Source organism: Blastomonas ursincola, assembly GCF_013607875.1.
In the GTDB taxonomy this organism is placed as follows: domain Bacteria; phylum Pseudomonadota; class Alphaproteobacteria; order Sphingomonadales; family Sphingomonadaceae; genus Blastomonas; species Blastomonas ursincola.
Map to the genome: position 1 here is coordinate 538,316 of NZ_VDES01000001.1, position 26,241 is coordinate 564,556.

At 62.1% G+C, this 26,241-nt stretch carries 29 protein-coding genes and 1 tRNA gene; 20 read left to right on the forward strand and 10 right to left on the reverse strand.

Annotated features, from left to right (window positions below; all coding sequences use genetic code 11):
* The 3 genes from FG486_RS02620 to FG486_RS02630 form a co-directional block, all read left to right on the forward strand.
* On the forward strand, window positions 1–1,817 hold a 1,817-nt coding region (locus tag FG486_RS02620), incomplete at its 5' end, for a terminase large subunit domain-containing protein (RefSeq protein ID WP_181266842.1).
* Window positions 1,818–1,834: 17 nt separating this feature from the next.
* The gene (locus FG486_RS02625; protein ID WP_181266330.1) at window positions 1,835–2,884 is read left to right on the forward strand and encodes a phage portal protein; all 1,050 of its coding nucleotides are present in this window, start codon (window positions 1,835–1,837) and stop codon (window positions 2,882–2,884) included.
* 160 nt (window positions 2,885–3,044) lie between these two features.
* Entirely contained in the window at window positions 3,045–3,710 is a 666-nt protein-coding gene (locus FG486_RS02630; RefSeq protein WP_181266331.1) for a DNA adenine methylase, read from the forward strand.
* Here FG486_RS02630 and FG486_RS02635 read toward each other — a convergent pair.
* Window positions 3,644–4,945 (reverse strand): ISL3 family transposase, encoded by a 1,302-nt coding sequence (locus FG486_RS02635; protein WP_181266332.1) that lies wholly within the window; start codon window positions 4,943–4,945, stop codon window positions 3,644–3,646. The genes FG486_RS02630 and FG486_RS02635 overlap by 67 nt on opposite strands.
* Before the next feature lie 400 nt (window positions 4,946–5,345).
* Between FG486_RS02635 and FG486_RS02640 the strand changes: the two genes are divergently transcribed.
* From FG486_RS02640 to FG486_RS02655, 4 genes are all read left to right on the forward strand, one after another.
* The gene (locus tag FG486_RS02640) at window positions 5,346–5,618 is read left to right on the forward strand and encodes a hypothetical protein (RefSeq protein WP_181266333.1); all 273 of its coding nucleotides are present in this window, start codon (window positions 5,346–5,348) and stop codon (window positions 5,616–5,618) included.
* Window positions 5,619–5,848: 230 nt separating this feature from the next.
* Window positions 5,849–6,655 carry a BRO-N domain-containing protein gene (locus tag FG486_RS02645; RefSeq protein ID WP_181266334.1) on the forward strand — a complete coding sequence of 269 codons (807 nt, stop codon included), beginning with the start codon at window positions 5,849–5,851 and terminating at the stop codon, window positions 6,653–6,655.
* A 152-nt stretch (window positions 6,656–6,807) separates the two neighbouring features.
* Window positions 6,808–7,023: a DNA adenine methylase gene (locus FG486_RS02650; protein WP_181266335.1), complete on the forward strand. Its 216-nt coding sequence runs from the start codon at window positions 6,808–6,810 to the stop codon at window positions 7,021–7,023.
* Between the two features lie 844 nt (window positions 7,024–7,867).
* Window positions 7,868–8,350: a hypothetical protein gene (locus tag FG486_RS02655; protein ID WP_181266336.1), complete on the forward strand. Its 483-nt coding sequence runs from the start codon at window positions 7,868–7,870 to the stop codon at window positions 8,348–8,350.
* Window positions 8,351–8,474: 124 nt separating this feature from the next.
* Here the strand turns inward: FG486_RS02655 and FG486_RS02660 are convergent, their stop codons facing one another.
* Window positions 8,475–8,750: a hypothetical protein gene (locus FG486_RS02660; protein WP_206678355.1), complete on the reverse strand. Its 276-nt coding sequence runs from the start codon at window positions 8,748–8,750 to the stop codon at window positions 8,475–8,477.
* Window positions 8,751–9,369: 619 nt separating this feature from the next.
* Between FG486_RS02660 and FG486_RS02665 the strand changes: the two genes are divergently transcribed.
* The 3 genes from FG486_RS02665 (at window position 9,370) to FG486_RS02675 (ending at window position 12,216) form a co-directional block, all read left to right on the forward strand.
* Window positions 9,370–10,791, forward strand: coding sequence for a tetratricopeptide repeat protein (locus FG486_RS02665; protein WP_181266338.1), 1,422 nt, complete (start codon window positions 9,370–9,372; stop codon window positions 10,789–10,791).
* Between the two features lie 206 nt (window positions 10,792–10,997).
* The gene (locus FG486_RS02670) at window positions 10,998–11,396 is read left to right on the forward strand and encodes a hypothetical protein (RefSeq protein ID WP_181266339.1); all 399 of its coding nucleotides are present in this window, start codon (window positions 10,998–11,000) and stop codon (window positions 11,394–11,396) included.
* An 85-nt stretch (window positions 11,397–11,481) separates the two neighbouring features.
* Window positions 11,482–12,216, forward strand: coding sequence for a PAN domain-containing protein (locus FG486_RS02675; RefSeq protein ID WP_181266340.1), 735 nt, complete (start codon window positions 11,482–11,484; stop codon window positions 12,214–12,216).
* A 13-nt stretch (window positions 12,217–12,229) separates the two neighbouring features.
* On the opposite strand, the gene FG486_RS02680 is transcribed toward FG486_RS02675, so the two are convergent.
* The 3 genes from FG486_RS02680 to FG486_RS02690 all read right to left on the reverse strand — a co-directional run bounded on the left by FG486_RS02680 (window position 12,230) and on the right by FG486_RS02690 (window position 15,399).
* Complete coding sequence (locus FG486_RS02680) at window positions 12,230–13,201, reverse strand: oxidoreductase (RefSeq protein ID WP_181266341.1); 972 nt, start codon at window positions 13,199–13,201, stop codon at window positions 12,230–12,232.
* 31 nt (window positions 13,202–13,232) lie between these two features.
* The gene (gene ald / locus FG486_RS02685; RefSeq protein WP_066274413.1) at window positions 13,233–14,348 is read right to left on the reverse strand and encodes an alanine dehydrogenase; all 1,116 of its coding nucleotides are present in this window, start codon (window positions 14,346–14,348) and stop codon (window positions 13,233–13,235) included.
* 85 nt (window positions 14,349–14,433) lie between these two features.
* Window positions 14,434–15,399: a peptidylprolyl isomerase gene (locus FG486_RS02690; RefSeq protein ID WP_181266342.1), complete on the reverse strand. Its 966-nt coding sequence runs from the start codon at window positions 15,397–15,399 to the stop codon at window positions 14,434–14,436.
* 83 nt (window positions 15,400–15,482) lie between these two features.
* On the opposite strand from FG486_RS02690, the gene FG486_RS02695 reads away from it, so the two are divergent.
* Both FG486_RS02695 and FG486_RS02700 read left to right on the forward strand, forming a co-directional pair.
* A complete protein-coding gene (locus FG486_RS02695) occupies window positions 15,483–16,121 on the forward strand; it encodes an adenylate/guanylate cyclase domain-containing protein (protein WP_181266343.1) in 639 nt (212 codons plus the stop codon).
* A gap of 74 nt (window positions 16,122–16,195) precedes the next feature.
* Window positions 16,196–16,286 (forward strand) — tRNA-Ser (locus FG486_RS02700).
* A gap of 497 nt (window positions 16,287–16,783) precedes the next feature.
* Here the strand turns inward: FG486_RS02700 and FG486_RS02705 are convergent.
* The 5 genes from FG486_RS02705 to FG486_RS02725 form a co-directional block, all read right to left on the reverse strand.
* A complete protein-coding gene (locus FG486_RS02705) occupies window positions 16,784–17,245 on the reverse strand; it encodes a hypothetical protein (protein WP_181266344.1) in 462 nt (153 codons plus the stop codon).
* Window positions 17,245–17,946, reverse strand: a complete 702-nt coding sequence (locus FG486_RS02710) for a DUF3800 domain-containing protein (RefSeq protein ID WP_181266345.1) — start codon at window positions 17,944–17,946, stop codon at window positions 17,245–17,247. The genes FG486_RS02705 and FG486_RS02710 overlap by 1 nt, the downstream gene beginning before the upstream one ends.
* A gap of 127 nt (window positions 17,947–18,073) precedes the next feature.
* On the reverse strand, window positions 18,074–18,484 hold the full coding sequence (locus tag FG486_RS02715) for a hypothetical protein (RefSeq protein WP_181266346.1): 411 nt from the start codon (window positions 18,482–18,484) through the stop codon (window positions 18,074–18,076).
* Window positions 18,481–19,818 (reverse strand): recombinase family protein, encoded by a 1,338-nt coding sequence (locus tag FG486_RS02720; protein ID WP_181266347.1) that lies wholly within the window; start codon window positions 19,816–19,818, stop codon window positions 18,481–18,483. Before FG486_RS02720 ends, FG486_RS02715 begins: the two co-directional genes overlap by 4 nt.
* Window positions 19,815–20,402 carry a DUF2924 domain-containing protein gene (locus FG486_RS02725; RefSeq protein WP_241695563.1) on the reverse strand — a complete coding sequence of 196 codons (588 nt, stop codon included), beginning with the start codon at window positions 20,400–20,402 and terminating at the stop codon, window positions 19,815–19,817. The genes FG486_RS02720 and FG486_RS02725 overlap by 4 nt, the downstream gene beginning before the upstream one ends.
* 457 nt (window positions 20,403–20,859) lie before the next feature.
* Between FG486_RS02725 and FG486_RS02730 the strand changes: the two genes are divergently transcribed.
* From FG486_RS02730 to FG486_RS02765, 8 genes are all read left to right on the forward strand, one after another.
* A complete protein-coding gene (locus FG486_RS02730) occupies window positions 20,860–21,186 on the forward strand; it encodes a helix-turn-helix domain-containing protein (RefSeq protein WP_144865744.1) in 327 nt (108 codons plus the stop codon).
* A 19-nt stretch (window positions 21,187–21,205) separates the two neighbouring features.
* The gene (locus FG486_RS02735; protein WP_206678356.1) at window positions 21,206–21,913 is read left to right on the forward strand and encodes an ImmA/IrrE family metallo-endopeptidase; all 708 of its coding nucleotides are present in this window, start codon (window positions 21,206–21,208) and stop codon (window positions 21,911–21,913) included.
* 116 nt (window positions 21,914–22,029) lie between these two features.
* Window positions 22,030–23,217, forward strand: coding sequence for a hypothetical protein (locus FG486_RS02740; RefSeq protein WP_181266349.1), 1,188 nt, complete (start codon window positions 22,030–22,032; stop codon window positions 23,215–23,217).
* Window positions 23,192–24,136, forward strand: coding sequence for a hypothetical protein (locus FG486_RS02745; RefSeq protein WP_181266350.1), 945 nt, complete (start codon window positions 23,192–23,194; stop codon window positions 24,134–24,136). The genes FG486_RS02740 and FG486_RS02745 overlap by 26 nt, the downstream gene beginning before the upstream one ends.
* A 166-nt stretch (window positions 24,137–24,302) precedes the next feature.
* A complete protein-coding gene (locus FG486_RS02750; protein WP_181266351.1) occupies window positions 24,303–24,512 on the forward strand; it encodes a helix-turn-helix transcriptional regulator in 210 nt (69 codons plus the stop codon).
* Window positions 24,513–24,522: 10 nt separating this feature from the next.
* A complete protein-coding gene (locus tag FG486_RS02755; RefSeq protein ID WP_181266352.1) occupies window positions 24,523–25,011 on the forward strand; it encodes a hypothetical protein in 489 nt (162 codons plus the stop codon).
* Complete coding sequence (locus FG486_RS02760; RefSeq protein WP_181266353.1) at window positions 25,008–25,304, forward strand: hypothetical protein; 297 nt, start codon at window positions 25,008–25,010, stop codon at window positions 25,302–25,304. Before FG486_RS02755 ends, FG486_RS02760 begins: the two co-directional genes overlap by 4 nt.
* Window positions 25,304–26,233, forward strand: coding sequence for an ATP-binding protein (locus FG486_RS02765; protein WP_181266354.1), 930 nt, complete (start codon window positions 25,304–25,306; stop codon window positions 26,231–26,233). The genes FG486_RS02760 and FG486_RS02765 overlap by 1 nt, the downstream gene beginning before the upstream one ends.
* The last annotated feature ends 8 nt before the right edge of the window (window positions 26,234–26,241 follow it).

Consider the following 26,241-nt stretch of genomic DNA (forward strand, 5'->3'; position numbering starts at 1 on the left):
GGCGCGCCGCGCGCTCGCTCTATTGGCGTGGCTGGTCGATGCAGCAGATTTCCGATGAGCTGGCGGTCAAATACGCCACCATCGCAAGCTGGAAAACCCGCGACAAATGGGACGATGCGCCGGTGGTGGTGCGGATGGAGGACGGGCTCCAGGAACGCTACCTCACCCTGATCGCAAAGGAGAACAAATCGGGCAAGGATTTCAAGGAAATCGACCTGCTGGGGCGGCAGATCGAACGCATGGCGCGGGTGCGCAAGTTCGGCGGCGATGACGGTCGCGAGACCGACCTCAACCCCAATATCGAACGCCGGAACGATGAAAAGGCGAAGGCCAAGCGCGCCGAGAAACGCAAGAACTGCCTGACGATCGAGCAATATCAGTCGCTTCTCGACGACTTCCACGATCGCAATTTCGAATATCAGGAGGCCTGGTGGGATCAGCGCCACCAGCGGACCCGCAAGATCCGCAAAAGCCGCCAGGTCGGCGCGACCTGGTATTTTGCGCGCGAAGCCTTCGCCAAGATCGCCGAGATGGCGATCGAGGGCAAACAGCCCCGCAACCAGATTTTCCTGTCGGCTTCGGAGCGCCAGGCGCTCAAGTTCCGGCGCGAGATCACTAACTGGGTTCGCCGCGTCACCGGCATCGAGCTCAAGGGCAAGATCATCATGCTCGACTTCACCGGCTTGCACGGTGATGACGGGCCATCGCTGGATTCGGTCGGCCTCTATCCGCTCTCGACCAACAGCGCGACCGCCCAGGGCGAAAGCGGCGATTTCTATTTCGATGAGTTCTCGTGGGTCGGCGGATTTGCCGAGCTCAACAAGGTCGCCAGCGCCATGGCGACGCACAGCATCTACACCAAGACCTATTTCTCATCGGCCTCGACCAAGACCCATGAGAGCTATGCCTTCTGGTCAGGCGAGGATTGGAACCGGGGCCGCACCAAGGGCGATCAGCGCCCATTCGACCTGTCGCTGAAGAACCTGCGCGATGGCGCCATCATGCCCGATGGCAGCTGGCAGCAGATCCTCACCATCCATGACGCAGTAAAGCGGGGCCTGGGCGACCTGGTCGATATCGAGCAGCTGCGGAAAGAATATTCGGAAGACTCGTTCCGCAACCTGTTCGAATGCGAGGAAATCGACGACGCACAGTCGAGCTTCCCGTTCGCTCTGATCGGCCCGGCGCGGGTCGACAGCTTCTACCAGTGGCGGGATTTCAAGCCTGAGCTGATCGGTATGCCTGGCATGCGCCCCTTTGGCGAAAAGCGTGTGTGGCTGGGTTATGACCCGAACAAGCAAGGTCGCGACGATGCAGCGCTCGCCGTGATCGCGCCGCCGGAAAAGCCGGGTGGCAAGTTCCGCGTGCTTGAAAAGCTGCGGTTCAACGGCATCGACTTCCAGGGCCAGGCCGACGAAATCCGCAAGGTCGCCCAGCGGTACAACGTCGAAGACATCGCGATCGACACCACCGGCAGTGGCGAGGCGGTGCTGCAGCTGGTGCTCAAGTGGTTCCCCACCACGCGCCGGATCAATTATTCGGTCGCGGTCAAGGGCGCGCTGGTCATGAAGGGCCAGAACGTCTTCCGGAACCGCCGCATCGAGTTCGATGCCGGGTGGAGCGACGTGCAGGCCGCTTTCATGGCCATCCGCCCCACCCTGACCGGCTCGGGCAGGCAGGTCACCTATACCGCCAAGCGCAATGGCGAGGTGGGCCATGCCGACATCGCCTGGGCGATCCTGCATGCGCTTTCCAATGAACCGATGGACGCCAGCGAGCCGGTCTCGCGCGGGGCCAAGGTCAAGTTTTTCGACTGATCACAAGAGGACAGGCCATGAGCGAGAGCACTGACATCATACCCGCCGCGCCCGCCCAGGTGCATGCGCCTGGCAGCGGCGGCGGCGGACGCGTTTTCACCTTCGGGGATCCGGAAAGCGTGATGGATGGGCGCGAGCTCTGGTCGTACTTCGAGATGTGGAAGAACGGGCGCTGGTATGAGCCGCCGATGCCGATGACCAAGCTGGCGAAATCGTTCAACATGTCGCCGCACCACCGCAGCGCGATCGCGCTCAAGGTCAATCTGCTGCTCAAGTATTTCACCCCGACCCGCTGGCTCGATCGCGCCAATTTCGAGCGCTGGGCCATCGACTTCCTGCAGATGGGCAATGCCTATCTGGAGCGGATCGATAATATGGGCGGACGGGTGATGACGCTCCGGCACAGCCCGGCGATCTTCACGCGCGTCGGCAGCGAGCCGGGCACAATGTTCTTCGTCAAGGGGCCGCTGGGCCATGATCACGAATTTCGGCCGAATAGCGTCTTCCATCTGCTGCAGCCCGATGTGCTGCAGGAGGTCTATGGGGTGCCCGAATGGCTGTCGGCGCTGCAAGCGGGGCTGCTCAACGAGAATGCCACCTTGTTCCGCCGCCGGTACTATCTCAACGGGGCGCATGCCGGTTTCATCCTGTACCTCTCCGATCCGCTCGCCGACACAGAGACAGTAGATGCAATTGAGGAACGGCTCGAGTCGGCTAAGGGCATCGGCAATTTCAAGAACATGTTCCTGCACGTCCCGAACGGAAAAAAGGACGGCATCCAGGTGATCCCGATCGCCGATGTCGCGGCGAAGGACGAGTTCCTCAACATCAAGAACGTGACCCGCGATGATCTGCTGGCCGCGCACCGCGTGCCGCCACAGCTCATCGGAATAATCCCCCAGAACAATGGGGGCTTTGGGGATGTCGGCAAGGCCAGCGACACCTTCTTCGAGAACGAGATCGAGCCGATCCAGCAGCGCATGCGCCAGCTCAACGAATGGCTGGGCGTCGAGGCCCTTATCTTCGCGCCTCGACCCTCGCCGGCGCCGGGCACGCGCGCTGGATGACCTGCTAACCCTGCCGCGAAAGCGGCGGGGGCAGAGGCGCGCCAACGCCTCGAACCGACGGACCTGACCCGCCACAATCCAACCGATCCTGCCCATGGAACAGGGGACCGGATCATCCCGCCTGCCGACTCGGCACGGGAACAAATATGGAACAAACGTGATGGAGTCGAGTCTCTCTTCCGTGCAGCCGGTGTCACCGGTTGCCCCCTATATCGGCGGCAAGCGCAAGCTCGCAAAGCGCCTGTGCGCCATGATCGACCAGGTCGACCACCAGACCTATGCGGAGCCATTTGTCGGGATGGGCGGCGTTTTCTTCCGGCGCTCGCATCGTCCACCATGCGAGGCCATCAACGACTGGTCACGCGAGGTGCACAATTTCTTCCGGGTGCTGCAGGTGCATTACCTGGCATTCCTTGAGATGATGCGCTTCCAGATCACATCGCGGGCCGAATTCGAGAGGCTTGTGCTAGAGAAGCCCGAGACGCTCACAGATATGCAGCGCGCCGCCAGGTTCCTCTATCTGCAGCGCACCAGTTTCGGCGGCAAGGTGGTGGGGCGGAACTTTGGCGTCTCACTTGGTCGAGGGGGCCATTTCGATGTGACCAAGCTGCAGCCGCTCCTCGAGGCAGTACATGAGCGCCTGTCGGCAGTTGTGATCGAGCGGATGCGCTGGGCCGACTTCATCCGCAGATATGATCGGCCAGGCACCCTGTTCTACCTCGACCCGCCGGCTATCGTGCGTTTGAGGTGGAAAGGGGGTCAGAAGGTGTGGGCTTCCAAATCATCGATAATGGTGGATAGCGGTATGCCAATGCCCAGGCTGTAAGTCAGTGGGCGGGGTTCAAGATCGAACTCATCGAAATACATCCGCAGATCAGCCTTGGGCACCAGGTTGCCGTATTTGAGCAGGGCCTTCGCCCTCAACTGATCGAAGCTGTAGCCATAGCCATCAGCGTTCATCCGATCGAGCAGACCGTTGAAATTCTCGACCCCGGCACTGGTATAGCTGGCATCGAAATAGTTGAAGATCAGCGTGCCCCAGACCTTCAGGTTACGTTTGATTGGTCCGTAAAACTTGCGGATCGATGATGGCATATCGCCCTGCCAGGCCATGAGCGCCTGCTCTGCCTTAGTCCGCCCCTCCATCTCGAAAATGTCGAAGAACTTCTCCTTCCAGGTGTAGCTGAGCTTGAGCACCTCGTGCAGCTCGACCACCTCGGCCAATCGGTCCTGGGCGTTCCTATCAAGGTCATCCCAGCGTTTCAGGAACAGCCGGCGCATGTTGGCCATGCGAACACGGGCCTCAGGCTCCAGCTGGGCCTGCACAGCCCGCCGGGCTTCATCCATCGCCTCATTGGCCATCCGAACCACATGGAACTTGTCGATGACGATGAGCGCCTTGGGGAAAAACTCGCCCGCCAGATTGCGATAGGGGAAATACATGTCCTGGCAGAACACCTCGACCCGCTCGGGGTCTTCCGCCTGGCACAGCAGAGCTCGGATGTCCGTTTCGTCACGCCCTGGCAGCAGCTCAAGTGCCGTCGCGTTTTCGACGTCATATGCCACCCACCGAGCCCGCTTTTTCAGGAACTTCTCATCAACGCCAAGCACGCGGGGGCATTGGAAGCGATAGTCCTGGAGCTTCTCGGCCGCCACGGATTTGAATATCCGCTTCACCAGGGTGGATTCTACCGCATGGAAGGTCGCAGCATCCTCGAACGTCCGCTTGATCGCTGACAGGGCGATGTCGTCATACAGCCGATTGGTGACCCTGTGCGTGTCGTGCAGATCGGGCAGTTCTTCGTTGTGCACCCGCCCGCAATTGCCGCATTTCCACCGTTGGACATTGACCAGCAGCCACGTTGGTGCGGGATCAAGCCTGCGGTCACGAACACGCAGCTGTCGTTTGCCATGCCGATCCATCCGCGCCTTGAAACAGCACATCGGGATGCGCCGCTGGGTCGGTTCGCACGGAACCTGCACCTCCACGACACGCCCGTCGCTGTCTTTGATGACGATAGGATCAGCGGCTTCGAGATGGTCGAGCCGCAGCCAGTTCATTCTGAATTTTGGTCCAATGCTTTCCGGATCAATCGGCGTGCGGCCTCAGGTCTTGCTGGCAAATCTGGCTGTGCCTCACGCCATTGATCTAGAGCGTCCAAGTCGGCCCGCTCCATGCGCAATCGGACAGGTTCACTGTCCACCGGGGGCCGCCCCATCCTCTTTTTGTGCTCATTAAGTGTTGACATGACCTCTTTATGAGCACATAAACAACGGGCGTCAAGAGAGTTCGCACCTCCCGAGACGCCCTAACTCGAACCAAGGATCATACCCATGGCGCAAGCTGTCATCACCAATAGAGCGAAATCCGTTAGCGAGCAAACCCGTGTTCTGCGGGACAATCGTGCCCGCCTGCTTCGTCGCCTCTGGGCCGAGCACAACCAGGACGGGAGCGCCAGCTATGAACGTTAAGACCATCCAGCATGGCGATGAGATCGAGGCCCGCGGCTTTGTGATCGATGAGGATGCCGATGCGGCTCTGAAGGACATCGGCGTCGGTCTGAACGCCATCGCCTTCATTTGCGACGAAGCACACCTGGGCGATGCCATGGCCGAGATCTCCGGCGCCGACATCGCATCGATCTTGCGAGTATTTGGCCGGCAGGCTGAAATGATCCATGCTCAGGCTGTTTTCGCGAATCGTGCCCAGGCCCGTCCCCGCAACGTCCATTGAGAAAGACGACATCAGTTCAATGGATGCCATCTCCTTATCTCGCTCGACGATGCACGGGCTATGTTGAACATAGGGCGTGAGCGGTGATGTCGGGTCGACATGCAAAGGGTGTCCAAACTTTGGACACCCTTGAGCACCAACCAAAGGGTGTAAGTTGAGCTTACACCCCTGCTGTCAACGGAAAGGGTGTGAGTTTAGCTCATACCCCTCAGATCAGACCAGGAGCGGTCATGAGCAACCCAATAATCGCGTTCGATTTTGAGCAATCTCCCCTTCGCACAGTCGAGCGACAGGGAGAGCCCTGGTTCATTTTGGCTGATGTCTGCCGCACGCTGGACATCAAAAACGCCTCCCAAGCAGCCGAGAGGTTGGATGCCGATGAAAAGGGTATATACTTTTCAGATACCCCTGGCGGTCGTCAGGAGGTGATCATTATCAACGAGCCAGGCCTGTATTCGCTGATCCTTCGATCGCAAGGGGCGACCCGGCCAGGAACAGTTGCCTTCCGCTTCCGAAAATTCGTCACTGGCGACCTCCTGCCAACGCTGCGGAAGAAGGGTTTCTACGGCGAGCGCAACACCATCAAGGCTGTCCAGTCTCGCAATGCCATGCAAAATCAAGTCATGCGGGTGATGGAAAAGCTCAGGAATACAAGGGATGTAGCCGTTCGCCGGGTGCTCTGGGACATGCTCAATGGCATGTGCTCGGACCTTGGCATCGCTACGCCCGCCATAGAAACCCTGGGTCGAGATCAGCCTGGTGTGCCTGATATTCTGACCCGCTTCTGGTCTCTGTTCGATGACCTGGAGGGCGATGGTGTTGCTGTGAACCTGCATCGCATCAAAAACATGGTGGCGATAAATGTCCCGCAAATCAGGCAGTTATTCATTGATCGGGACATCAGCTTCAACTTTGACAGGGACTTCCGCGAGGCAGTGAAGCAATCCACTGACCCCCGTTACATCAAGTCCGCCAGTGTGAACTGCAAGGACGGCAAGGTCCGTGACTGTCTGATCTTTGAGCGGTCGATCATCTGAAGCCCTAAGCCCAGCTTAGACCTTCACCTTACATCCCAGCCATCCACCTGATCTGCACGAGCCCATGCCTCGTGTGGACAGGCTGCATCCACCTCAAACGCACGATAGCCTACCCGCCCTATTATCGCTGCGAAGGCGACTATGGCGAAGGGATGTTCGCTCGAACCGAGTTCGCGGAGATGGCAGAGCTGCTGGCACAGGTGAAGGGTCGGTTCATCCTCTCGATCAACGACCACCCGGAGATCCGCGCAACCTTCGCGCGCTTTCACCTCGAGCCGGTGCAGGTGGGTTACAGCATCGGCGGCGGCAACAAGCAGGCCAAATTCGGCGAGCTGATCGTGACGCCAAGCCGGTTAACCAGTCGTTAGGTATCGCCGTCTAGAGCATGGGGTCTCCCAATCTTGGGCTAGGCCCCAAAGCTGCGACCCAGGCTGAAAGGCCAAACTAAGGGCCGATGCGCACCCCCCACTCCGCGCCTCGGCCCTTTCCTTTGCCCGCGATCGACGCCTGGTGGCCCTCCTCCCTGCCCCTGACACCCCTCGCGGCGAAGGCCATCGCCCCCACCCCGCGCGCCGCGCTCGCCCCCACGCTCCACTTTCGGCTTCTTGGCCGGGTTTTTGTGCAAATCAGGCGGTGGCCGTAAATCCTTGGGAGGGCCCCCCCCCTGGGAAAAACCCTACATTCCCTACATCGATCGAAAACAGGGCCTAAAGCACTGGAATTGCTTGGAAAAAATGTAGGGTTCCAAACCCTACATCGTCCTACATTTTAGACCCGACAATCCTATGTCATTGATGAATATATGTTTTTTTCATTCAATATATAGGGTTCTATCAATCCTATCTGGTAGGGAAGATGTAGGGAAAATGTAGGGTCGCAAACCCGCAGAAATCCTTGGATGTAGGGAATGTAGGGTGTTTCCCACGCATAGGCGGCAACCTTGGCAGCTTGACGGGAAACTGCGAAATTTTCGCCAGCGTGCCAGTGCCGCGCCAAGATCATCGATCGCGGGGATCGTTATGCAGTTCTATGCGGGTGGGGACGCTGGCCAGGTCGGCCGAAGCCCCCCGACGAGAAGCGTTGAGCAGGCATATGCGCGATCCCAAAAGCGGCATGGCGGCTTTGCCTCGCTTCTAAAAAATTTCTGACATTCAGCTATCGACCCCAATTCGGACATTCGACTTTGGCAAGTGCTTATGGCAAGCGTTTGTAATGCGGATCACGATCAGACAGAGATTGCTAGTGCTTGCGGTCGTCGCCTTCGCTGCATTTGATCTTTGGTATTTTGCTAGCCGATCAAGGGACGACACGATGTATATGTTAGCGGAATGGGTGGCATATATGCCTGCCTTGGAGAAAAGACAGCGCGACGACGAGTCTCAGCTGCTATATTCATCGCATCATTGGGATCCTGCTTATCCCTCTCCGGTAATAGAAGACGGGGTTCCATATCCGTTACTTCCAAAGATTGCACACAGCTGTAGGGTTCGCGAATACGTTTTTAGTAGTCAGTTCGACGGCCCGCCGCAGATGCCCGACCGCCTATTTCTAGGCGCGCTCGATTCCATTCAAGCCAAATGTTTGCAACAGGCAATGCCGAAAGGATACAAGCTGACACGACTTTCGGCTCCGGTTTTCCCACACTCAGTCGGATGGGCAGAAGGGGATTTGCAGATCCATCTCAATCAAGAATGATGACCGAATTCCACCCATTCCCGGTCATGCGCCGGGCCTGAACGCGATCCCGAAAGCGGCACGGCGGCTTCACCCCGGTCGCGAAAAATTCCTGCCTTTCAGCAAACGACCCCGTTGCGGACGTTCAGCGAAACTCGCGCACAACCTCGATCTTGCCCACGATGGCGGCATTGAACGCCTCCAGTTCCTCGGCGGGGATCCAATATTCTCGGTGCGCCTTTCCGCCCGCATCTTGAACATCATAGCGACTAAGAAAATCACGTCGCACCTGAAATTGAGTTACAAACCCTGAACCGCTTTGGGGCACATTCCAATCGCGAGCGATCTTTACCGCATACTCTTCTGTGGTGACGGGATAAAAGATCGGCTGTTCTGGCAGGCGAGGCGGGAATGCACTCATGTGTGCCTCTTCAATGAGACGCAATTCGGCTGGGCCGACTGGGCGCCAGAGAGTGATACAATCGTTGCTCATCACAATGCTATACAATGGGCCTAGTCCGCTTTCCACCCATATTCCGCCATACGCGAACCGATTGAAGCACTCCAAAAGCCGAAATTCCGGGTCATGTCCGCTTCCGATCAGCGTTGAGTCAGCCCATCAGAGACGTATCCGGCGCAAGCTACGTTTGTGACCAAGTCGCTCCTCCGCTACCATTCCTTCAAGACATTCGGTGCACCGACCCTAGCGTCGCAGCTCTCGAGCCGGAGAGGGTCATGATCGATTCGGCCACATGACGGCTGGCCAGCTGCCGCTGCGCGCCGCTCCCCCGGAAGCTTGGCCAGAGTGCCCACTGCGCGTGCGGTGTTTTTCGACGAACCTCGTGATCAGCCAGCATTCCTGCCATCCGCATCGCGGGAGCGCCCCCCAAGATACAAAATAGCGCAGCGATATGCCTGAATTATAACATAATGTCTGGACAGGCGGCTCAGCCTGCCGATAGGCAAAGCGACAGGGCGCGGGGCTGATCGGTCGAACCGTGCCGTCATGCGGGTGATGCGGTCATTGACGGGCAATTTTCTTGAGCCAGCCGGATCAAACTGAGCGCAGGCTCGATGGCTGGAAGGCCATTGCGGGCTATTTTCGCCGCGACCGCACCACCGTGATGCGATGGGCGCGCGAGCGCGACCTGCCCGTGCACCGTTTGCCCGGCGGCAAGCAGGGTTCGGTCTTCGCCTATGAGCATGAGCTTGCATCCTGGGCCGGGCGTGCGGAGCAGCGCGACCTGGACAGTCCGGCCGATCAGCCACCGCCGCAGGTTCCGGCTGCAAGCGACCCGCCGCCGCCGAATGCCGTGTCTTCGAGCGTCGCCCCTTCCCCGGCAGCGCGCGGGGGCAAACGCCTTTTCGTCGGTGCAAGCGTGGTCATCGCCATCGGCGCGCTGGTCGTTGCGACCGTCATGCTGACTGACATGCTCGCGCCTGGCCCGTCGCCGATCGAGCGGGCCGCAGCCCTGCCGCACAACAAGACCGTTACCGACGATTATGTCGCCGCGCGCGACCTGTGGGCACGGCGCACCCCCGAGGACCTGCGCCGTGCCATCGCGCTGTACGAAAAGGTGATCGCCGCGGACAAGGATTTCGCCCCGGCCTATGCGGGCCTGGCCGAGGCATGGCTGATCTATCGCGAATATGGCGCGGCGACCGAAAGCCGGGCGTACAGCGCCGCCAAGTCGGCGGTCGAACAGGCGCTCGCGCTCGACAACCAGCTCGCGGCGGCGCATCGCGCCAACGGCTTCATCCAGTATTGGTGGAGCTACGATGCGCAGCGATCGGTCGATTCCTTCCGCCGTGCGCTCGCGCTCGACCCGCGCGACGGGCTGACCCATTTCTGGTACGCCAATGTCCTGTCCGATCTCGGCCAGGATGCCGCCGCGCAGCGCGAATATGATACCGCGCAGCTGCTGCTGCCCGGAACCCCCGCCATCGCTGTCGAGCGCGCCTGTGCGCACTGGCAGGCGGGGCGCGACCGGCGCGCGGTGATGGAGCTGGAGCAACTGCAGTCGCAATATCCTTCGGACGCCACCATCCGCAACTGCCTGGCCTGGGCGCATATCTCGCGCGGCGACATCAAGGCCTATGCGCGTGAATATCGCGCGCTGGCGGCGCTGCGCGGGGTACCCGAGATGAAGCGCCTGTCTACCCAGCTCGATGCTGCCATCGAGCGCAATCCGTCCACGGCGCATCTGGTCCTAGTCGCCGAGGCGCGACGCGAATTTGCCGAGGGCGAGCGCAAGACCCGCATGACGCCCGCCTTCCACGCCTCGTGCATGGGTGACCGCGCGACCCTGGTGACCCTGCTCAAGCAGGCAGCGACGCTGGGCGAGCGCTGGTATTCGGCAACGCTGAACAAGCGCATCGCGGAAAAGTGGCGCGGCGATGCCGAGGTGCAGCGGCTGCTGCGCAAGGTGGTCATCGCGACACCCAGGGTCGATCTGTCCTGATGTAACGCCACGCCGGGCGATATATCTGCGATTTCCCGTCATTTGCGACAATATGCCACAGCCGCGATAGGCATCATCGCGCCTAGACTGGTAGCGGTCTGATCGACGGTGTGCGGGGTAATTCGTCGACCCAAAACGGCTGCTGGCCAACCTTCGTGCCCGCGCATCGGCGATCAGGCCACCGATGATCCCTTGTGGAGCGATCCATGGCGCGAACCTGGCTGGTCCTGCTGCTGATTCTGGCGGTGGCAGCGCTCGCGCTCATGGTGCCGCGTGGAACGGCGCGCGCGCAGCGGCTGGAATTTGCCTCGCCCAGCGATACAGCCCTCAAGGGCAGTGTACACCGCGTACAGGCCGATCTCGCCCGCAATGTCGATAGCTGGCACGGCGCGCGCGATTGCGGTTCGCCGGCCCGAGCCCGCGCCGCGCTCAAGCCCGCGCTCGCGCAATGGCTCGGCCGCCGGATGACCGATCGCCCCATGCAGCGGCTGGCGCGCTGGGGCTATCATTCGGGTGAGATCTGGCACGAGGCGCAGGTGATCGAAGGCCAGCCGCAATGCCGCGCCGGCTTCCGCCGCGTTATCGCCTTTGCGGAATTTCGCTAGAGCCGTGCTGGTGTGACGACTGGCATTGCAGCGTCATGGGATTCTGGCAGAGTTGGCGCCTCGCTCAACCTGCTGCCAGGAGACGATGATGCTGCCCACCTTTGCACCCCGCGCGCTTGCGCCTGTTGCCCTCGCCGTCTGCCTAATCGGGTCGAGCCTCGCTGCCCAGGGGACACCGAGCCTGACGCTGTTCAACGGCGAAGGTCTTGACGGGGCCGCCGTCACGGTGCGCAGCGATGTCGCCAACCTGCAGGACGTGCCGGCCGGCGAAGGCTTTGATGGAACGGCAAACGATTATGCCTTCTCGCTCAGGGCCGAAGGACTTTGGCTGGTATGCATGGATGCGGGCTTCCGCACGCGCTGCCGCGAGGTGTCGGGCGAGGTGCAGACGCTCGGAGAGGATGGCGGTTCGATCAGCTCGGTGCGCTATCTGGGCCCTTCTGCTCAGATGCCGGGCCGCGGCAGGCCCCCCGGCACCCCCGGCCAAAGCGTCATGCAACCATCCGCTGACGCCGCGCCGATGTTCAACACGGACCTGTTCGGCAGTGACCTGCGCGAAATCATCTACGACCGGCCGGGAATGGACTGGAAAAGCTGCAAGGCGGCGTGCGACGATGAGCGGCAATGCCGGGCCTGGACCTATGTCGTCCCCGGCCGAACCGAACATGGCGAATGCTTCCTGAAAGAGGCCGTGCCCGAGCCGTCGGAAAGCGAATGCTGCGTTTCGGGAATCAAGCGTGCGAAGACACAAACGGGGTCGCTGGCGCTGCCGGCCGAATTGCCGCATGCACACAGGCGACGCAGCGACCGGCGCGACTAGGACCGCCTACCGGTCAGGCCTGCGCCAGCAGCTTCTCGCTCATTTCCCACAGCCGTTCGGCGCTGTCCTGGTCGACCGCGTGCGGCTCGACATCGCGATAGCGCACCGGCTGCTCGCCAGAGAGCCCAGCGATGTTGCAATCCTCGCAATAAACCCCGCCCTTGCCTTCGAGCAGCGGGCTAGTCGCCGCCCAGAGCGTGGTCGTGCAGCCCTGGCTCGGCGTCTTGAACATGGCGCGGGCGCCGTCGGAAATCTCGCCCTGTTCGTTGAGCCAGCCGAGCACGATCATTTCCTCGGTCGGCAGATGGCGCTGCAGCGGGGTGAAGATACCGCCCGGATGCACCGCGAAAGCCTCGCCGCCGCTCTCCTTCAACCGCGCATTCATGCCCAGTGCGAACAGGCTGTTGGCGGTCTTGGACTGGCCATAGGCCTTCCACTTGTCATAGCTGCCATCGGTCCAGTTGGGATCGTCCCAGCGGATATCCGAAAGCTTGTGCCCGGTGGAAGACAGCGCCACCACCCGCGCATTCTCCGTTCGCTGGATCAGCGGCAGCAAGGTCGTCGCCAGCGCAAAATGGCCCATATGGTTGGTGCCGAACTGCAGCTCCCAGCCCGGCCCCACCCGCATTTCCGGACAGGCCATGACGCCAGCATTATTGATCAGCAGATCGAGCGCCGTGTTGTCGGAGGCAAAGCCGAGTGCGAACCGCTTGACCGATGCGATATCGGCCAGGTCCATCAGCGCGATGCGGATATCGCCGGGCATGCCTGCCAGCGCCGCATTGGCCTTTTCGGTATCGCGCGCAGGGACCGTGACCGCTGCGCCCGCTGCCGCCAGCGCGCGCACCGTTTCCAGCCCGATCCCCGAATAGCCGCCGGTGACGATGGCCACCTTGCCCTTGAGATCGATGCCCGCCAGCACCTCATGCGGTTCGCTGTGGCGACCGAAGGGGGAATCGACGGGCTTCTGGTGGTCGGCGATCATCGGCGGCTCTCCTTGCGCGCTTTGCAGCGCTTCAGGCGAGCGCCTCTTCGAGCGGACAATAGGCATAACCCAGGTCATCCGCCACTGCCTTGTAGGTCACCCGCCCGTTCCAGACGTTGAGGCCTGCCGCCAGGTGCGGATCGCTGCGCAGCGCGTCCTTCCAGCCCTTGTCGGCCATGCGCAGCATGTGCGGCAGGGTGACGTTGTTGAGCGCATAGGTGCTGGTGCGCGCCACCGCGCCCGGCATGTTGGCCACCGCATAATGCACGATGCCGTCGACCACATAGGTAGGATCGGCATGGGTGGTGGCATGGCTGGTCTCGAAGCACCCGCCTTGGTCGATCGCGACATCGACCAGCACCGCGCCAGGCTTCATCGTGCCCAGCATCTCGCGCGTTACCAGCTTGGGCGCGGCGGCGCCGGGGATCAGCACCGCGCCGATCACGAGATCGGCATTGGCGACGCTATCGGCGACGTTGGACACATTGGCAAAGCGCGTCTTGGCGCGCGCCTCGAAATAATAGCCGAGTTTCTCGAGCACCTCGGGGTTGCGGTCGAGGATCGTCACGTCCGCGCCCAGCCCTGCCGCCATCTGCGCCGCATTGAAGCCGACCACGCCGCCGCCGATCACGCACACATTACCCGGCAGCACGCCCGGAACCCCGCCGAGCAGGATGCCGCGCCCGCCATGCGCCTTTTCGAGCGCCGTCGCGCCCGCCTGGATCGACATGCGCCCGGCAACCTGGCTCATTGGCTTGAGCAGCGGAAGACCGCCGCTGGCATCGGTCACCGTCTCATAGGCGATGCACACCGCCTTGGAATCGACCAGATCCTTCGTCTGCTCCGGATCGGGCGCGAGGTGCAGATAGGTGAACAGGATCTGTCCTTCGCGCAGCATCGCGCGCTCGATGGACTGCGGCTCCTTGACCTTCACCACCATCTCGCATTCGGCAAAGATTTCGGCGGCAGTCTCGATCAGCTTCGCGCCAGCGCGCTGATAATCGCTGTCCTTGGCACCGATGCCCAGGCCCGCGCCCGACTGCACCCATACCTCGTGCCCGTGCTGCACCAGTTCGCGGGCGCTTTCGGGCGTCATGCCGACGCGATATTCGTGGTTCTTGATTTCCTTGACGGTGCCAACGCGCATGACAGTCTTCTCCTGCTGGTTGTGTTTGTCCCGCCCTTTACTCCTGCCTGCGATCCTCCGCGACCAGTTTTGTTATTTTATTACTTTATTGCGTAATTTTCCGAATCGGAACCGGAATATTGCAGATATCCGCGCCGCCAGCAGGGATATTGAAAAAGGCGTCCTTCCGGTTCGCCCGCGCACGCGCATAGGCGACAAACGACTCGCTGCTGCTGTTCAGATATTCGAGCCTCGGCCGCTCGGCTTCGGGCAACTCGGTGGCCAACCGCACCGATCGGATGACGGTCCGCTCTTCGGGGCTTTCATAGAAACCTAGCGCACCGGTACCGCGCGGCAGGCTCGACATGTGCTCGATCCCCTCGACCACGCGCCCGACCAAAGCGATATTGCGGTCCAGATGCCGCGGCGCATGACCGATCACGGTGTAGAGTTCTGCGCCAGATCCAGTGTCGGGAGACAGGTTGCGACCGACGCCAACCATGCCGTAGCAATGGACGGGCCAGACATGATCGTCGTTGCCGGCGAGCGGCCAGCCACCGGAGAAACCCAGCGCCTTGGCATAGGCGTCAGGACCCGTCCAAGGCTCGGAACCGCTGTTACCGGCAGCGATGTTCACGCCCTTTCGATCGAACACATATTCGCCTTCCGGCACCTTGGCGATTCCCGCAGGCAGCGGCTTGGCCTTGGCCTCGTCCTCCGCATCGGGATCGCCCCATTGCACGACATAATTGTCCTGCACGCGCACGATCGCGGCGTCGTCCCACCAGTGCACGGCTGCCAGTTTGCGGATATTGCTAACCCAGCCGCTGCTGAAGGGCGCGGGCATCAGCTGGATGACCACGCGGCGCGGCCTGCCCTTCGCATCGGGCGCAAGGTCCATCACCAGCAGATCGTCCGCCGGGATACGCGCCCAGTCGCCTTGCGGCGCGGCGGCGATAATGTCTCCCGGCCCCGGATTGGCCGGCGGCGGCTCGCTGGCGGCCAGCAGGGTCAGGGGCAAGAGCGATGCGGCGAAACGCAGGGCGGTGGAGCGGAGTCGGGTGGCTGTCATGGCGCGGACGCTAACATGGCGCACCGGCTTGCGAAACCGCCGTCCGCCGTGCAAGCTGCAGGCGCGTATCGAGGGGGATGGGCATGACTGGGGCAGACGAGGAATACGACGACACGCCGCTGGCACTGCGCAATAGCCGCACCACGCTCGACCGGTTGCTCGACGAGATGATTGAACAGCCCGAAAACCTGCCATCGATCGCCGAACGCATCCACCAGGTGTTCGGGGAAACCCGCGCGGTCATGGTGCTCGACATGAGCGGCTTTTCGCGCACCACCCAGCGCCATGGCGTCGCCGCCTTCCTGCTGATGGTGCACCAGATGAAGCGCCTCGCGCTGCCCGAGATCGAGGATCATGGCGGGCTGCTGATCAAGGCCGAGGCCGACAACCTCTATTGCCTGTTCGATGATACCGACGACGCGGTGCGCGCCGCGCGCGGCATCATGCGTCAGCTGAACGCCGCCAACATGGTGCTGCCCGAGGAACGCAAGCTCTATGCGTCGATCGGCATCGGCTATGGGCAGGTGCTCAACATCGACGACGAGGATGTTTTCGGCGACGAGATGAACCTGACGTGCAAGCTGGGCGAGGATGTCGCGCAACGCAGCGAGATCCTCCTGACCGAGGGCGCCCGCGCGACGCTGACGCTCAAGCATGTCGAGACCCGGCCCGAACAGGTCAGCATTTCGGGCCTCGTGCTGGGCTATCACGTCGTCTCCTGAGCGCGCCTCTCCCGTGCAAACACCGCTTGCGCGGTGCACCGCTTGGATATAGGGGGTCGCCTTCCAGGACATGCGGAGCGGTGGCCGAGTGGTCGAAGGCGCTCGCCTGGAAAGTGAGTATACGTCAAAAGCGTATCGAGGGTTCGAATCCCTCCCGCTCCGCCATTATCCTGTCGCGAACTCTGAGCGACGCGCCTTGGGCGCCGGATTTCTACCAAGTTTCAAAGGGGTTTGCTGAAGCCGACCGAACCTCGGAGACTGGCGAAGCGTTGAATTTCGGTCTCTGAACGGCTTTCGTCTCTAACCGAGCGAACCTCGTCCAGCCCGGTTCGGCTTCGCGAAAGCCAGCGTTTTCAGCCAGTTCCGTCCATCGGATCGGCGCACCTTCTGCGGCCGTTCTCCCGGCTGGCGTCGCCAGCCAGAGAACGCGCGGTAGGCATAGCCAGGCGCGCGCGTTCGTAGCGCTGCGACAAGCTTACTTTATGGGCGGGTTGTCGATGTGGGCGTGCAGCAACACTCGTCTCGGCGTGAAGGGTTCACGAGGTCCTTGACATTTGGGCGCTAACCTCGCAAATATCGTATCGAGTTCACTGCCTATCGGCTTTGAACCAATCGAGGCTTCGGGCGCTGAGCCAGCATGGCAAATCAGCGCCCAAATTTTTTCAGCGCAGTGCCTGAATGCAGTCCGCTCTCGTCCAGAGGGGCGAGGTGCGGATTTTGGCCACGCTGTTGTCCGCTTGGTAGCAGGTGATGAAGTTCGCCCTCAGCGTTCTGTCTCGATTGAAGCCCAAAGCCAAAACGACGACGAAATCTTCATATAGGAGATCAACCCGTCGCGCAGGGTCGTAGCTGCGTGTTTTAGCTACCCAGCCCTGGTAGCGGATGGCCGCTGGGTCGGTCAGCGTGGCGTCGATCCAGTTCATTCGTTCTGCCCGCACCCAAGAGAATGCATCCTTGATGCCATCCCGGTTGGTGCTCTCATAGAAGGCATGGTCGAATTGGTGCTGGCGGAAGAAGACCCTGATGCCATCGTGTGTCTCAATCGCTCCGCGGCAATAGGTGCCAACAAAATGCTGTCGATATGCAGCCTCATCGGGGAGATGCAGTAGTGGTGGCAGCGGCATTACCAGCCTCCACTCAGACGGATCTTGAAGACGTTGAACTTCTCTTCCGTCCTTGAAGTCGGCCCAATCTGCCTTCGGTTGAGGCGCTCCTCCAGTCTACGCACAACGGCCTCCTTGGCGGTTCCTACACCGAGGGTTTCGTTGATGCGGCTAGACGCAGCGCCTAGCAGAACGTCACACAGCTGAAGGAGGGTGACTTCCGGCGACGGTAACGACTGAATTTCGGCGATTGTGGCGGATAGGTTCGAATAGCGTAGGCAGCGCTTGAGGTCGTGCAGGCGCTTTCGGTCCCGGTTGGTCTTGAGGTCGCAAAAAATGCGGTACTCGTTAAAGTCCAGGATCCAATGATGCAGGAGCTGGTAGTAAAACTTGTAAAAGCCCAGCTCTCCGTCGTTCTGATGTAGCGCGAGGTTCACCTGTTCGCGGTCCACAGCAATGCAGCGGAAGCGCATGTCCATGCCGAAAGACATGAAAACGTCGACCAGCTCCTCGTAGAAGGCCTGCTTTGACGGGGAGATCTTCGTCCACTTCAACTCGCCCCATACAGCATGACGCTCACGCACTTCAGAGATCCTGGCCTTCGCCTCGTCACGCATCTCGCTCGGCAGCCAAAGGCTGCCGATCATCAAATAGCGGGCACGTGGACGCAGGGAGGTAAAGAGATCTGGAAGAGCTTCATCACAGTAGATCTCGAAATTCATATGACTGCCTCCAGAACTCGCCCGCCACACATATATGTGTCATCAGTCAAGGGCATCAGGCCTGATGGCTTCGCGAGTGCCACAAAGTTCATGCTATAGCGTTGGAATCGAACATCAAAGGACAACACTATACTGATTTCCCTTGTAAGTCCGCTAAACCAAACACTGCTCCCATCTGCTCCGCCCACGGCCGATCGGCAACTGTGACGAGGTCGTTCAGCGAAAGCGCCGGTGGCACGCGCCTGATGACGAGGTGCTCGATCACCTCTGGCGACAGATAGGCGAGCCGCATCATCCGGCTTACGAACCGGTCGGAGACCTTCTCGGCCGCGGCGATATCCTGAATGGTGGAAGCGGCGCCCGTTTCCAGCTGCCGCCGCCAGCTCCAGGCGCGGGCGATGGCGCGCAGCACATGAGGGTCTTGCGTCCGCCCATCCCGCAAGATCACCTCGTCGGGCGGGAGGATCCTCGGCCGCCCATTGCGTTTTCGGATCGTCAGGGGGATGACGACCCGGATGGTGTTCGTCGAGTCGGTCATGCGTGGGCCTCCATCTGACGGGGCGCCATCATGTCCCGAAGGACCGAGCCCAGCCCCTCATGGCGCAGATCGACGGCGATGCCGTCTTCGCCGACGGTCACCCGCTCGACCAGAAGCTGGACGATGCGGGTCTGCTCCGCCGGGTAGAGCGCCGCCCAGAGCTGGTCGAACTCGCCGAGCGCCTGGACGACCGCCTTCTCATCGACGGTCGAGCTCTTGTCGCGAAGAGCCTTTATGGTTCGCGCCGCGACTTCGGGTGCGCGGATCATGCGGCGGATTTCGCCGACGACGGCGTCCTCGACCATGCCGGCGGGCAAGCGCAGCGGGCCCGAGCCGTCGCCGGTCGGGCGGTTTCGGATCAGGTCCATCGACGCGTAGTAGCGGTAGAGGCGCGTGCCCTTCTTCGTCGCCGTCGGCGTCATTGCTGTGCCCGTCTCGGTGAAGATGATCCCTTTCAGCAGGGCCGGCGTCTGGCGACGGGTATTCTTCGCCCGCAGGCGCGGGCTTTCTGCCAAGATGCTGTGAACCTTGTCCCACAGGACCTGATCGATGATGGCCTCGTGCTCGCCTGGATAGGCCGTGCCCTTGTGCACGGCCTCGCCGAGGTAGACCCGGTTGTTGATCAGCTTGTAGAGGAATCCCTTGTCGATCGGCTTGCCGCGCTTGTTCAGCACGCCTTCGGCCGCGAGCGCTTTCGCCAGCGTTGTGGCAGAGCCGATAGTGACGAACCTCTCGAAGATCATCCTGACCGTCGCGGCCTCGGCCTCGTTGACCACCAGCTTGCGGTCGCGCACGTCGTAGCCCAGCGGGACGTGACCGCCCATCCACATGCCGCGCTTGCGGGATGCCGCGAACTTGTCGCGGATGCGCTCGCCGATCACCTCACGCTCGAACTGCGCGAAGCTGAGGAGGATGTTCAGGGTCAGGCGGCCCATCGAGGTCGTGGTGTTGAACGACTGCGTGACCGAAACGAAGGTCACCTGATTGCGGTCGAAGATCTCGACCAGCTTGGCGAAGTCCATCAGCGAGCGCGACAGCCGGTCGATCTTGTAGACCACGATCACATCGATCAGACCGGCTTCGACGTCCTGAATGAGACGCTTCAAGCCGGGGCGCTCCAGCGTGCCACCGGAGAAGCCGCCGTCATCGTAGCGTTCGCGAATGGTGGCCCAGCCTTCCGCCTTCTGGCTCGTCACGAAGGCCTCGCAAGCCTCGCGCTGGGCGTCGAGGCTGTTGAACTCCATGTCGAGCCCTTCCTCGCTCGACTTGCGGGTATAGATGGCGCAGCGCTGGCGGCGCGGAACGACCGCGACGGCTTCCTGATGACGGCTCATCTTGGCCCTCCGCTCGCGCTCCGGGCGTTCGTCGCTGCCATCGATCCCCCGGATCGATGGCTGGCCTCCGGCCACCGCTCCTCACCCCTCCGTGCCTCACGTAGGCCGAAGAAGCGATAGCCGTTCCACTGCGTGCCAGTGATCGCCTTCGCCACCGCTGACAGCGATTTGAACTTGCGCCCCTGCCAGTCGAAACCGTCCTTCATCACCGTGACGGTGTGCTCCACCCCGTCCCATTCGCGCACGAGGCGGGTGCCGACCACCGGGTTGCGGGGATCCGCGATGATCGTCTTGCGACCGACCCGGCCATCGATTTCGTCGGCCAGCAAGTCCAGCGTCCGCCGCGTCTCGCGGGACAGGCCGCCGAGGGTCAGTTCCTGGACCCGGTAGCTGAGCCTCAGCTCGAGGTAACTGCGGCTGTTGTTCGGAGCGGGCGTGCCGAAGAGGCTTTCCCACTTCGCCTTCAGCTCGACCACCGTCATTCGCTTCAGCCCGGCAAGCTGCGTGACCACGCTCGCGTCCGCCGCATCGCGTTCGCCCGCCCGCCATGGCGCGGCGTCAGTCTTTCTCTTTGTTCCTGGCATCACTGCCCTCCAACTCGGTTGCTCGGTTTGCGACGACCAACACGGCGTTTGAGGGCGAGAATGTCGAATGAACTGTCTTCGCCAGGTGCAGATAAAGAACTGGACTGTTCCGGCAGTATACGCCTCAGCCCCGCGGCAAGAATGAACGCGAGTTCATAGAGGCGTTCGCCCGTCGACAGACGGACGGGCTGCAGCGGGTTCGGGCCAGATCGGGCGTCTTGCATGAGACCGTTCGCAACAGAAGATGACTGGCGAAACGGTAGTCACAAAACGACGAAACGCAAGTATATTCAACTAGTTATCGAGTTTTCGCGCAATCATTCGAAGCGCGCCGCAGGGGTCGGTGTGCCGTCTCCTCCGTCCTCGCCGTTGATCCCATACGCTAAGTAGCGTATCAATCCGCTCATCCGCGAAGAGGCGTATCCGCGGCATCAGGGACAGATAAGGTAGGACAGCAATGTCGGCTCAGTCCGTGACATTCGGTCAGGCAATTGCGAAGGCCCGCAAGGCCAAGGGCCTCAGCCAGAAGGAGCTCGCAGCGCTCGTGAAGAAGGAGGAAGGTGGCGGCCCGATTTCGCCGCAGTACCTCAATGACATCGAGCATGACCGCCGGAGCCCCACGTCCGATCACTTGATCAAGCAGTTTGCAACGATCCTCGATGAGGACGAGGGTTACCTTTTCGTGCTGGCCGGAAAGATTCCTGATGACGTGCGACAAAAGGCGAAGGATCGAGATAAGATTGTGAAGAGCTTCGCGAATTTCAGAAAGAACATCACGAATTGAGGTAGTCGCCTTGGTTAGGATGGTGCCCGACAAGACTGGACGGTTCGCGGAGAGGCCACACTACTCCGCCCAAGAGCTTGACCGCGAGTGTGAGCGGATTGTCTCCGCCCTCTTGCGCGGCCGTCGTGGCTCCGTCGATTTTCCTGTACGGACGGATGATCTCGAAGTGCTGATTGAGCAGCACGAATCGGAACTTGATGCTTACGCCGACCTATCGGACTTCGGGGACGACGTTGAAGGCATGACCGAGTTCTTTCCGGAAGGAAGAACGAAGGTCTCCATCTCGGAGAAACTGGCCAACGACCCGCGACGGGAGAATAGGCTGCGGACGACCCTCGCCCACGAGTTTGGGCATGTGTATTTCCACCGCCATCTCTGGGCGGAAAAGTTCATCGCCCGGCATCTGTTCGATCGCAAGAGCATCGAGAACAAGGCCATCTGCAAGCGCGACAGCATCATAAGCGCGTCCCAGTACGACTGGATGGAATGGCAGGCTGGATACGTCAGCGGGGCGATCCTTATGCCCGCGACTCAGCTGCGCCGCCTTGTCTCGGATTATTGCGAGCCGCGAGGACTGCACGGCTCGATACACCAGGCATCGGAGGATGGCTGCGCACTTATCCGTGCAGTCATGGACCGATTCGCGGTCTCAGAGGATGCCGCGCGAGTCCGCCTTTTGAAGCTGAGCCTACTGGTCTCCTCCAGCAGCCAACCCTCTCTTTTCTAGCAGAGAATCCGTCAATTCGCGGAAAAGCGTATTTTTTCGATTGACTCCGCGTGGGTGCTGAATACGCTAATTAGCGGATTAGCCACTCCGCGGATGCACCACGAAAGGAGACCAGCGTGACCGCTCTTTCCGCCTTCCTTCGCAAGACGCCCGGCGAGGCGCTGCGCGAATACTTCGACCGGCCGGAGATCGGCCTGCCCACCGAGTTCGACTGGAGCGTGCCGGAGGCCGAGCTGTCGAGGCCGCTGCTCGGCGCCATCGAGAAGATGTCGCGCGTCCAGCGTGACCGCATCTCGAACGACGCCGAGCGTGTCCATGCCCTGTCCGACGAGCCGGGGCAGGCCGCGATCTACAGCGTCGCGGAGGACCCCGCCTTCCTCGACGGGCTCGCGAACCCGCATGCGCGGTCGCTCTGGATGTTCCTGAACGCGCAGGACCGGTTCCGCCATGCCGAAGAGGTTCGCTTCACGGAGGACCGCCGGCGCGGCCGGATGTGGGCCGGCTACATGACCGACGCCGGATGCGTCGTGCAACGCGACGCGTCGGCCCGCCATGCCTTTGTCTCCGCGATCAAGGAGTTCTCGGGCGCCGCCCATGCCCATGTCGATATATTCGACCGGGTGAGGACGACCCATGAGGGTGAGGAATGCGACCTCGTGCAGGTGACGATCTACCGCGAGGGACGGCCCGACGATCTGCTGCGCTTCGACGATAAGGGATCCCTCGTGCGGCAGGCTTATCGTCCCGTGTTCGAGGCCGCGGTGACCTATGAGCCCGCAACAGGTGGCATCGAAGTAATCGCCAACGACAAGGTGACGCGGGGCGAGATCGTGAAGGCGACGGTCACGCACCTCCTTGGCATCGAGTTCAGGGAGAACCGCCTGCCGCTGCGGTGCTACGACCTTTCCGTGCTGCTGACGCCGTACGACTTCCCGGTCGACCCCGAGGACGGGATCGAGGGTGTCGAGGTGCGCGAGCTGCGCCTGATGCCGATCGACGACAGTGATTTCAGGGTGACGCTGGAGAAGCCCGCGCGCGCAGATGAAACGATCTGGGCTAAGGCGGAAGAGAAGTTCGGAGATCGCACGCCCCTGAGCGAAGGGTACGTCGTCACGCGGGCCAAGATCGCCGTGAAGCTTGCCCGGCGCCCGGGAGGTGACAGGCGGCGCACGCTGACCCTGACGATCACCTGGCCGCATGGCTGCGATCTGAAGGATCGCACCGCGGCCGAGCAGATGATCGGCGAGAAGTACCTTCGGCGCTGGGGGATCCTGGTTGATGACCTGCAGCTCTTCGAGGATTGATCTCGCCGCCCGCCGGCTGCTCTCGTCCATCGCCGGGACCCGCGACGCGCGGGTCTCGGCCATGGCCCTCGCCCACAAGCGCGGCGCCGGAAAGCAGCTGATCGAAGCGGGACTGCTCGTGCCGCGCGGCAGCACCATGGCCGTCGTCGCCGAGGACGATCTGGACGACACCCCGACATCCGTCATCGCGCACCCAATTACCGGGCGTCATGGGCATCTCGGCAATGAGGCGTGGCAGGATGAGCATTTCACCGCCCGTCGCCGGGTCTATGCGCTGGACATGTCGGCCACAGCCCGGCGAGTGATCGCCCGGCTCGACTGCTCACTCGGTGATGCCCCCGTGCCATCCCTTGATGGTGCGGTGCTGGACTTTGGGACGGCGCGGCTGCCGAAGCGCAGGGCGCGCGCTGGGATCTGGGTCGCCCGAGGTCTGACGGCGCCGGCGGTTTTCGAGGAGTTCCGTCAACTCGTCACGCGCCGTCCCCCCGAAGGCCTGCGCGTTGTCCTTTTCCTCGATCCTCCGGATCGGCATCGCCTCAGCTTCATGAGGGGCCATGAGTTCGTCGCGCTGGAGGATGTCGTCGATCACGAGGATGGCCTCGCTGTCGCCCCGGAAGTCCTGGCCGCACGCCTGCTGAAGGGGCCTTCGCACAAAGGGCCCGTCTGGGTCTCCGGCGATGGCGGCGTGCTGATCGTGCATGGCACGTGGCATGAGTTCACTGGCGGTAAACAGAAGATCGCCGTGGCCATGCTCGCCGAAGCCTGGCAGGGCGGCGACCCCGTGCTGCCCGTCGCGCGCATCCTGGAGGAAGCCGAGTGCGGGCCATCGGTGAAGCGATTGAAGGATCTCTTCGGTGGCCACCCCACCTGGCAAGAGGTGATCAGAGAGAGCGGATCCAACTGCTGGCTCGAGGTGTGACACTGAACGCCTCTCGAAACTAGGCCGTCCTTCGGGGCGGCCTTTTTGGTTTTTGGCCACTCGGACTGCATTCCTCCCGTATCTCCTCCCTGGCTCCTCCCCGGCTCCTCCCCCGGCCTCGTCCATCCTCTCCGCAGGTTTTCGACCAAAACCCAAGGAGAAACAGATGGCTACGAAACACCTCAACCAGATCGACTTGGCTGCGCGCTGGAACATCAGCCACCGCACGCTTGAGCGCTGGCGCTGGACGGGCGAAGGCCCGCGCTTCGTCAAGCTCGGCGGTCGCGTCGTGTATCGCCTCGAAGACGTCGAGGAGTACGAGCGCGAGCAGATCCGGGCGAGCACCGCCGACCACCCCAACAAGCCTGCGGCATGAGGGGGTGGTGATGACGATCTCCAACCGCATCTCCCTCGATGAGCTCCGGCGCATGGCCGTCGGCGACATCGCCGCTCTGCCCGCCGAACAGCTCGCCCTCCTGCAGGACGAGGCCGCCGACGCCCTGCGCCGCGCCAAGACCATATGCGACTGGCTCGATGGCGCTGTCGCCCTCAGGTACGGCGATCGTGCCCATGCAGCGCGCCAAGCCGCCGGCAAGGACACAGGCACGGTCCGCTTCGATGACGGCGCGGTCACCGTGATCGCCGACCTGCCGAAACGCGTCGACTGGGACCAGGACAAGCTCGCCGCTCTCGTCGAACGCATCCGGGCCGAGGGCGACGACCCCACCGAATACGTCGATGTCGCGATCAAGGTGCCCGAGCGCAAGTTCGCGGCCTGGCCGAGCCACATCCGCTCCGCCTTCGAGGACGCGCGCACCGTCCGCACCGGCAAGCCCAGCTTCCGTCTTTCCCTGAACACCGAGGTGACGTCATGAGCATCACGAAGAAGCTCGCGGTGCTCCGCGAGCACCATTACGGGCTGGACAAGCTGCCCGAGACCATCCGGGTGCCGGCCCTTGGCGAGTGTCGCGACGAGACCGTCAAGCCGGTCGGGGCGGCCTCGATCGACGACCTGGCCTTCGCCCTCATCGGGCTGAACGAGCGGGCATCGGCCCTCTACCGCGAGATCGACGCGGTGCGCACCCTCCACGACGAGGCCCGCAAGGCCGGCGCGCTGGGAGCGGACGTCGCGATCGACGCCCTGATCGCGGCGAAGGGAGGCAAGTGATGGCGATTCCTGCCTCTCCCTGTCAGGCCTCCGGCCTTCCTCGCCTCTTGCCAATAATCTCCGCCGATCAGCGGCTCGCCGAGCCGCGCGGCATCAAGGGCACGATCTTCGGCAAGTCCGGGATCGGCAAGACCTCGCTTCTCTGGACGCTCGACCCCGCCACTACATTGTTCATCGACCTGGAGGCGGGCGACCTCGCCATCGAGGGATGGTCCGGCGACAGCGTCCGGCCGCGCACATGGGCCGAGTGCCGCGACTTCGCGGTCTTCATCGGCGGCCCCAACCCGGCGCTGCGGGACGACCAGGTCTACAGCGAGGCCCACTTCGCGGCGGTGTGCGAGCGCTTCGGCGATCCGGCGGCGCTCGACCGGTACCACACGGTCTTTATCGACTCGATCACCGTCGCCGGGCGGCTCTGCTTCCAATGGTGCAAAGGGCAGCCCGAGGCATTCTCCGAGAAGACCGGCAAGCCCGATGTCCGCGGCGCCTACGGCCTGCACGGCCGCGAGATGGTCGCGTGGCTCACGCATCTCCAGCACACGCGGGCGAAGAACGTCTGGTTCGTCGGGATCCTCGACGAGAAGCTCGACGACTTCAATCGACGCATCTTCCAGCCGCAAATCGACGGCTCGAAGACCGGTCTCGAGCTGCCGGGCATCGTCGATGAAGTCCTGACGATGGCGGAGATCAAGGACGAGTCCGGCGCGCCGTACCGTGCCTTCGTCTGCCAGACGATCAACCCCTGGAACTTCCCGGCGAAGGACCGCTCCGGTCGCCTCGACCTGATCGAGGAGCCGCATCTCGGGCGCCTGATGGCGAAGATCCGCGGCCCCGTGAAGCCCGCCTCCGAGCGGCTGGCCTATCGCAGCCCGACCACGGCCGCGACCGAGCCGACCTCCGACGCACCCACCCATTCCGAAAACGCCTGAACGAGGAG

Excerpts from the sequence above, each read along its gene's own strand:
- FG486_RS02705 (WP_181266344.1), bottom strand. The coding sequence starts at position 17,245 with ATGCCGCTGCCACCACTACTGCATCTCCCCGATGAGGCTGCATATCGA.
- FG486_RS02765 (WP_181266354.1), top strand. The coding sequence starts at position 25,304 with ATGGCGATTCCTGCCTCTCCCTGTCAGGCCTCCGGCCTTCCTCGCCTC.
- FG486_RS02645 (WP_181266334.1), top strand. The coding sequence starts at position 5,849 with ATGAGCAACCCAATAATCGCGTTCGATTTTGAGCAATCTCCCCTTCGC.
- FG486_RS02710 (WP_181266345.1), bottom strand. The coding sequence starts at position 17,946 with ATGAATTTCGAGATCTACTGTGATGAAGCTCTTCCAGATCTCTTTACC.
- FG486_RS02670 (WP_181266339.1), top strand. The coding sequence starts at position 10,998 with ATGGCGCGAACCTGGCTGGTCCTGCTGCTGATTCTGGCGGTGGCAGCG.
- FG486_RS02690 (WP_181266342.1), bottom strand. The coding sequence starts at position 15,399 with ATGACAGCCACCCGACTCCGCTCCACCGCCCTGCGTTTCGCCGCATCG.
- FG486_RS02725 (WP_241695563.1), bottom strand. The coding sequence starts at position 20,402 with ATGCCAGGAACAAAGAGAAAGACTGACGCCGCGCCATGGCGGGCGGGC.
- FG486_RS02630 (WP_181266331.1), top strand. The coding sequence starts at position 3,045 with ATGGAGTCGAGTCTCTCTTCCGTGCAGCCGGTGTCACCGGTTGCCCCC.
- FG486_RS02750 (WP_181266351.1), top strand. The coding sequence starts at position 24,303 with ATGGCTACGAAACACCTCAACCAGATCGACTTGGCTGCGCGCTGGAAC.
- FG486_RS02745 (WP_181266350.1), top strand. The coding sequence starts at position 23,192 with ATGACCTGCAGCTCTTCGAGGATTGATCTCGCCGCCCGCCGGCTGCTC.
- ald (WP_066274413.1), bottom strand. The coding sequence starts at position 14,348 with ATGCGCGTTGGCACCGTCAAGGAAATCAAGAACCACGAATATCGCGTC.
- FG486_RS02680 (WP_181266341.1), bottom strand. The coding sequence starts at position 13,201 with ATGATCGCCGACCACCAGAAGCCCGTCGATTCCCCCTTCGGTCGCCAC.
- FG486_RS02640 (WP_181266333.1), top strand. The coding sequence starts at position 5,346 with ATGAACGTTAAGACCATCCAGCATGGCGATGAGATCGAGGCCCGCGGC.
- FG486_RS02660 (WP_206678355.1), bottom strand. The coding sequence starts at position 8,750 with ATGAGTGCATTCCCGCCTCGCCTGCCAGAACAGCCGATCTTTTATCCC.
- FG486_RS02695 (WP_181266343.1), top strand. The coding sequence starts at position 15,483 with ATGACTGGGGCAGACGAGGAATACGACGACACGCCGCTGGCACTGCGC.
- FG486_RS02625 (WP_181266330.1), top strand. The coding sequence starts at position 1,835 with ATGAGCGAGAGCACTGACATCATACCCGCCGCGCCCGCCCAGGTGCAT.
- FG486_RS02655 (WP_181266336.1), top strand. The coding sequence starts at position 7,868 with ATGCGGATCACGATCAGACAGAGATTGCTAGTGCTTGCGGTCGTCGCC.
- FG486_RS02635 (WP_181266332.1), bottom strand. The coding sequence starts at position 4,945 with ATGAACTGGCTGCGGCTCGACCATCTCGAAGCCGCTGATCCTATCGTC.
- FG486_RS02760 (WP_181266353.1), top strand. The coding sequence starts at position 25,008 with ATGAGCATCACGAAGAAGCTCGCGGTGCTCCGCGAGCACCATTACGGG.
- FG486_RS02675 (WP_181266340.1), top strand. The coding sequence starts at position 11,482 with ATGATGCTGCCCACCTTTGCACCCCGCGCGCTTGCGCCTGTTGCCCTC.
- FG486_RS02720 (WP_181266347.1), bottom strand. The coding sequence starts at position 19,818 with ATGAGCCGTCATCAGGAAGCCGTCGCGGTCGTTCCGCGCCGCCAGCGC.
- FG486_RS02735 (WP_206678356.1), top strand. The coding sequence starts at position 21,206 with ATGGTGCCCGACAAGACTGGACGGTTCGCGGAGAGGCCACACTACTCC.
- FG486_RS02715 (WP_181266346.1), bottom strand. The coding sequence starts at position 18,484 with ATGACCGACTCGACGAACACCATCCGGGTCGTCATCCCCCTGACGATC.
- FG486_RS02650 (WP_181266335.1), top strand. The coding sequence starts at position 6,808 with ATGTTCGCTCGAACCGAGTTCGCGGAGATGGCAGAGCTGCTGGCACAG.
- FG486_RS02755 (WP_181266352.1), top strand. The coding sequence starts at position 24,523 with ATGACGATCTCCAACCGCATCTCCCTCGATGAGCTCCGGCGCATGGCC.
- FG486_RS02730 (WP_144865744.1), top strand. The coding sequence starts at position 20,860 with ATGTCGGCTCAGTCCGTGACATTCGGTCAGGCAATTGCGAAGGCCCGC.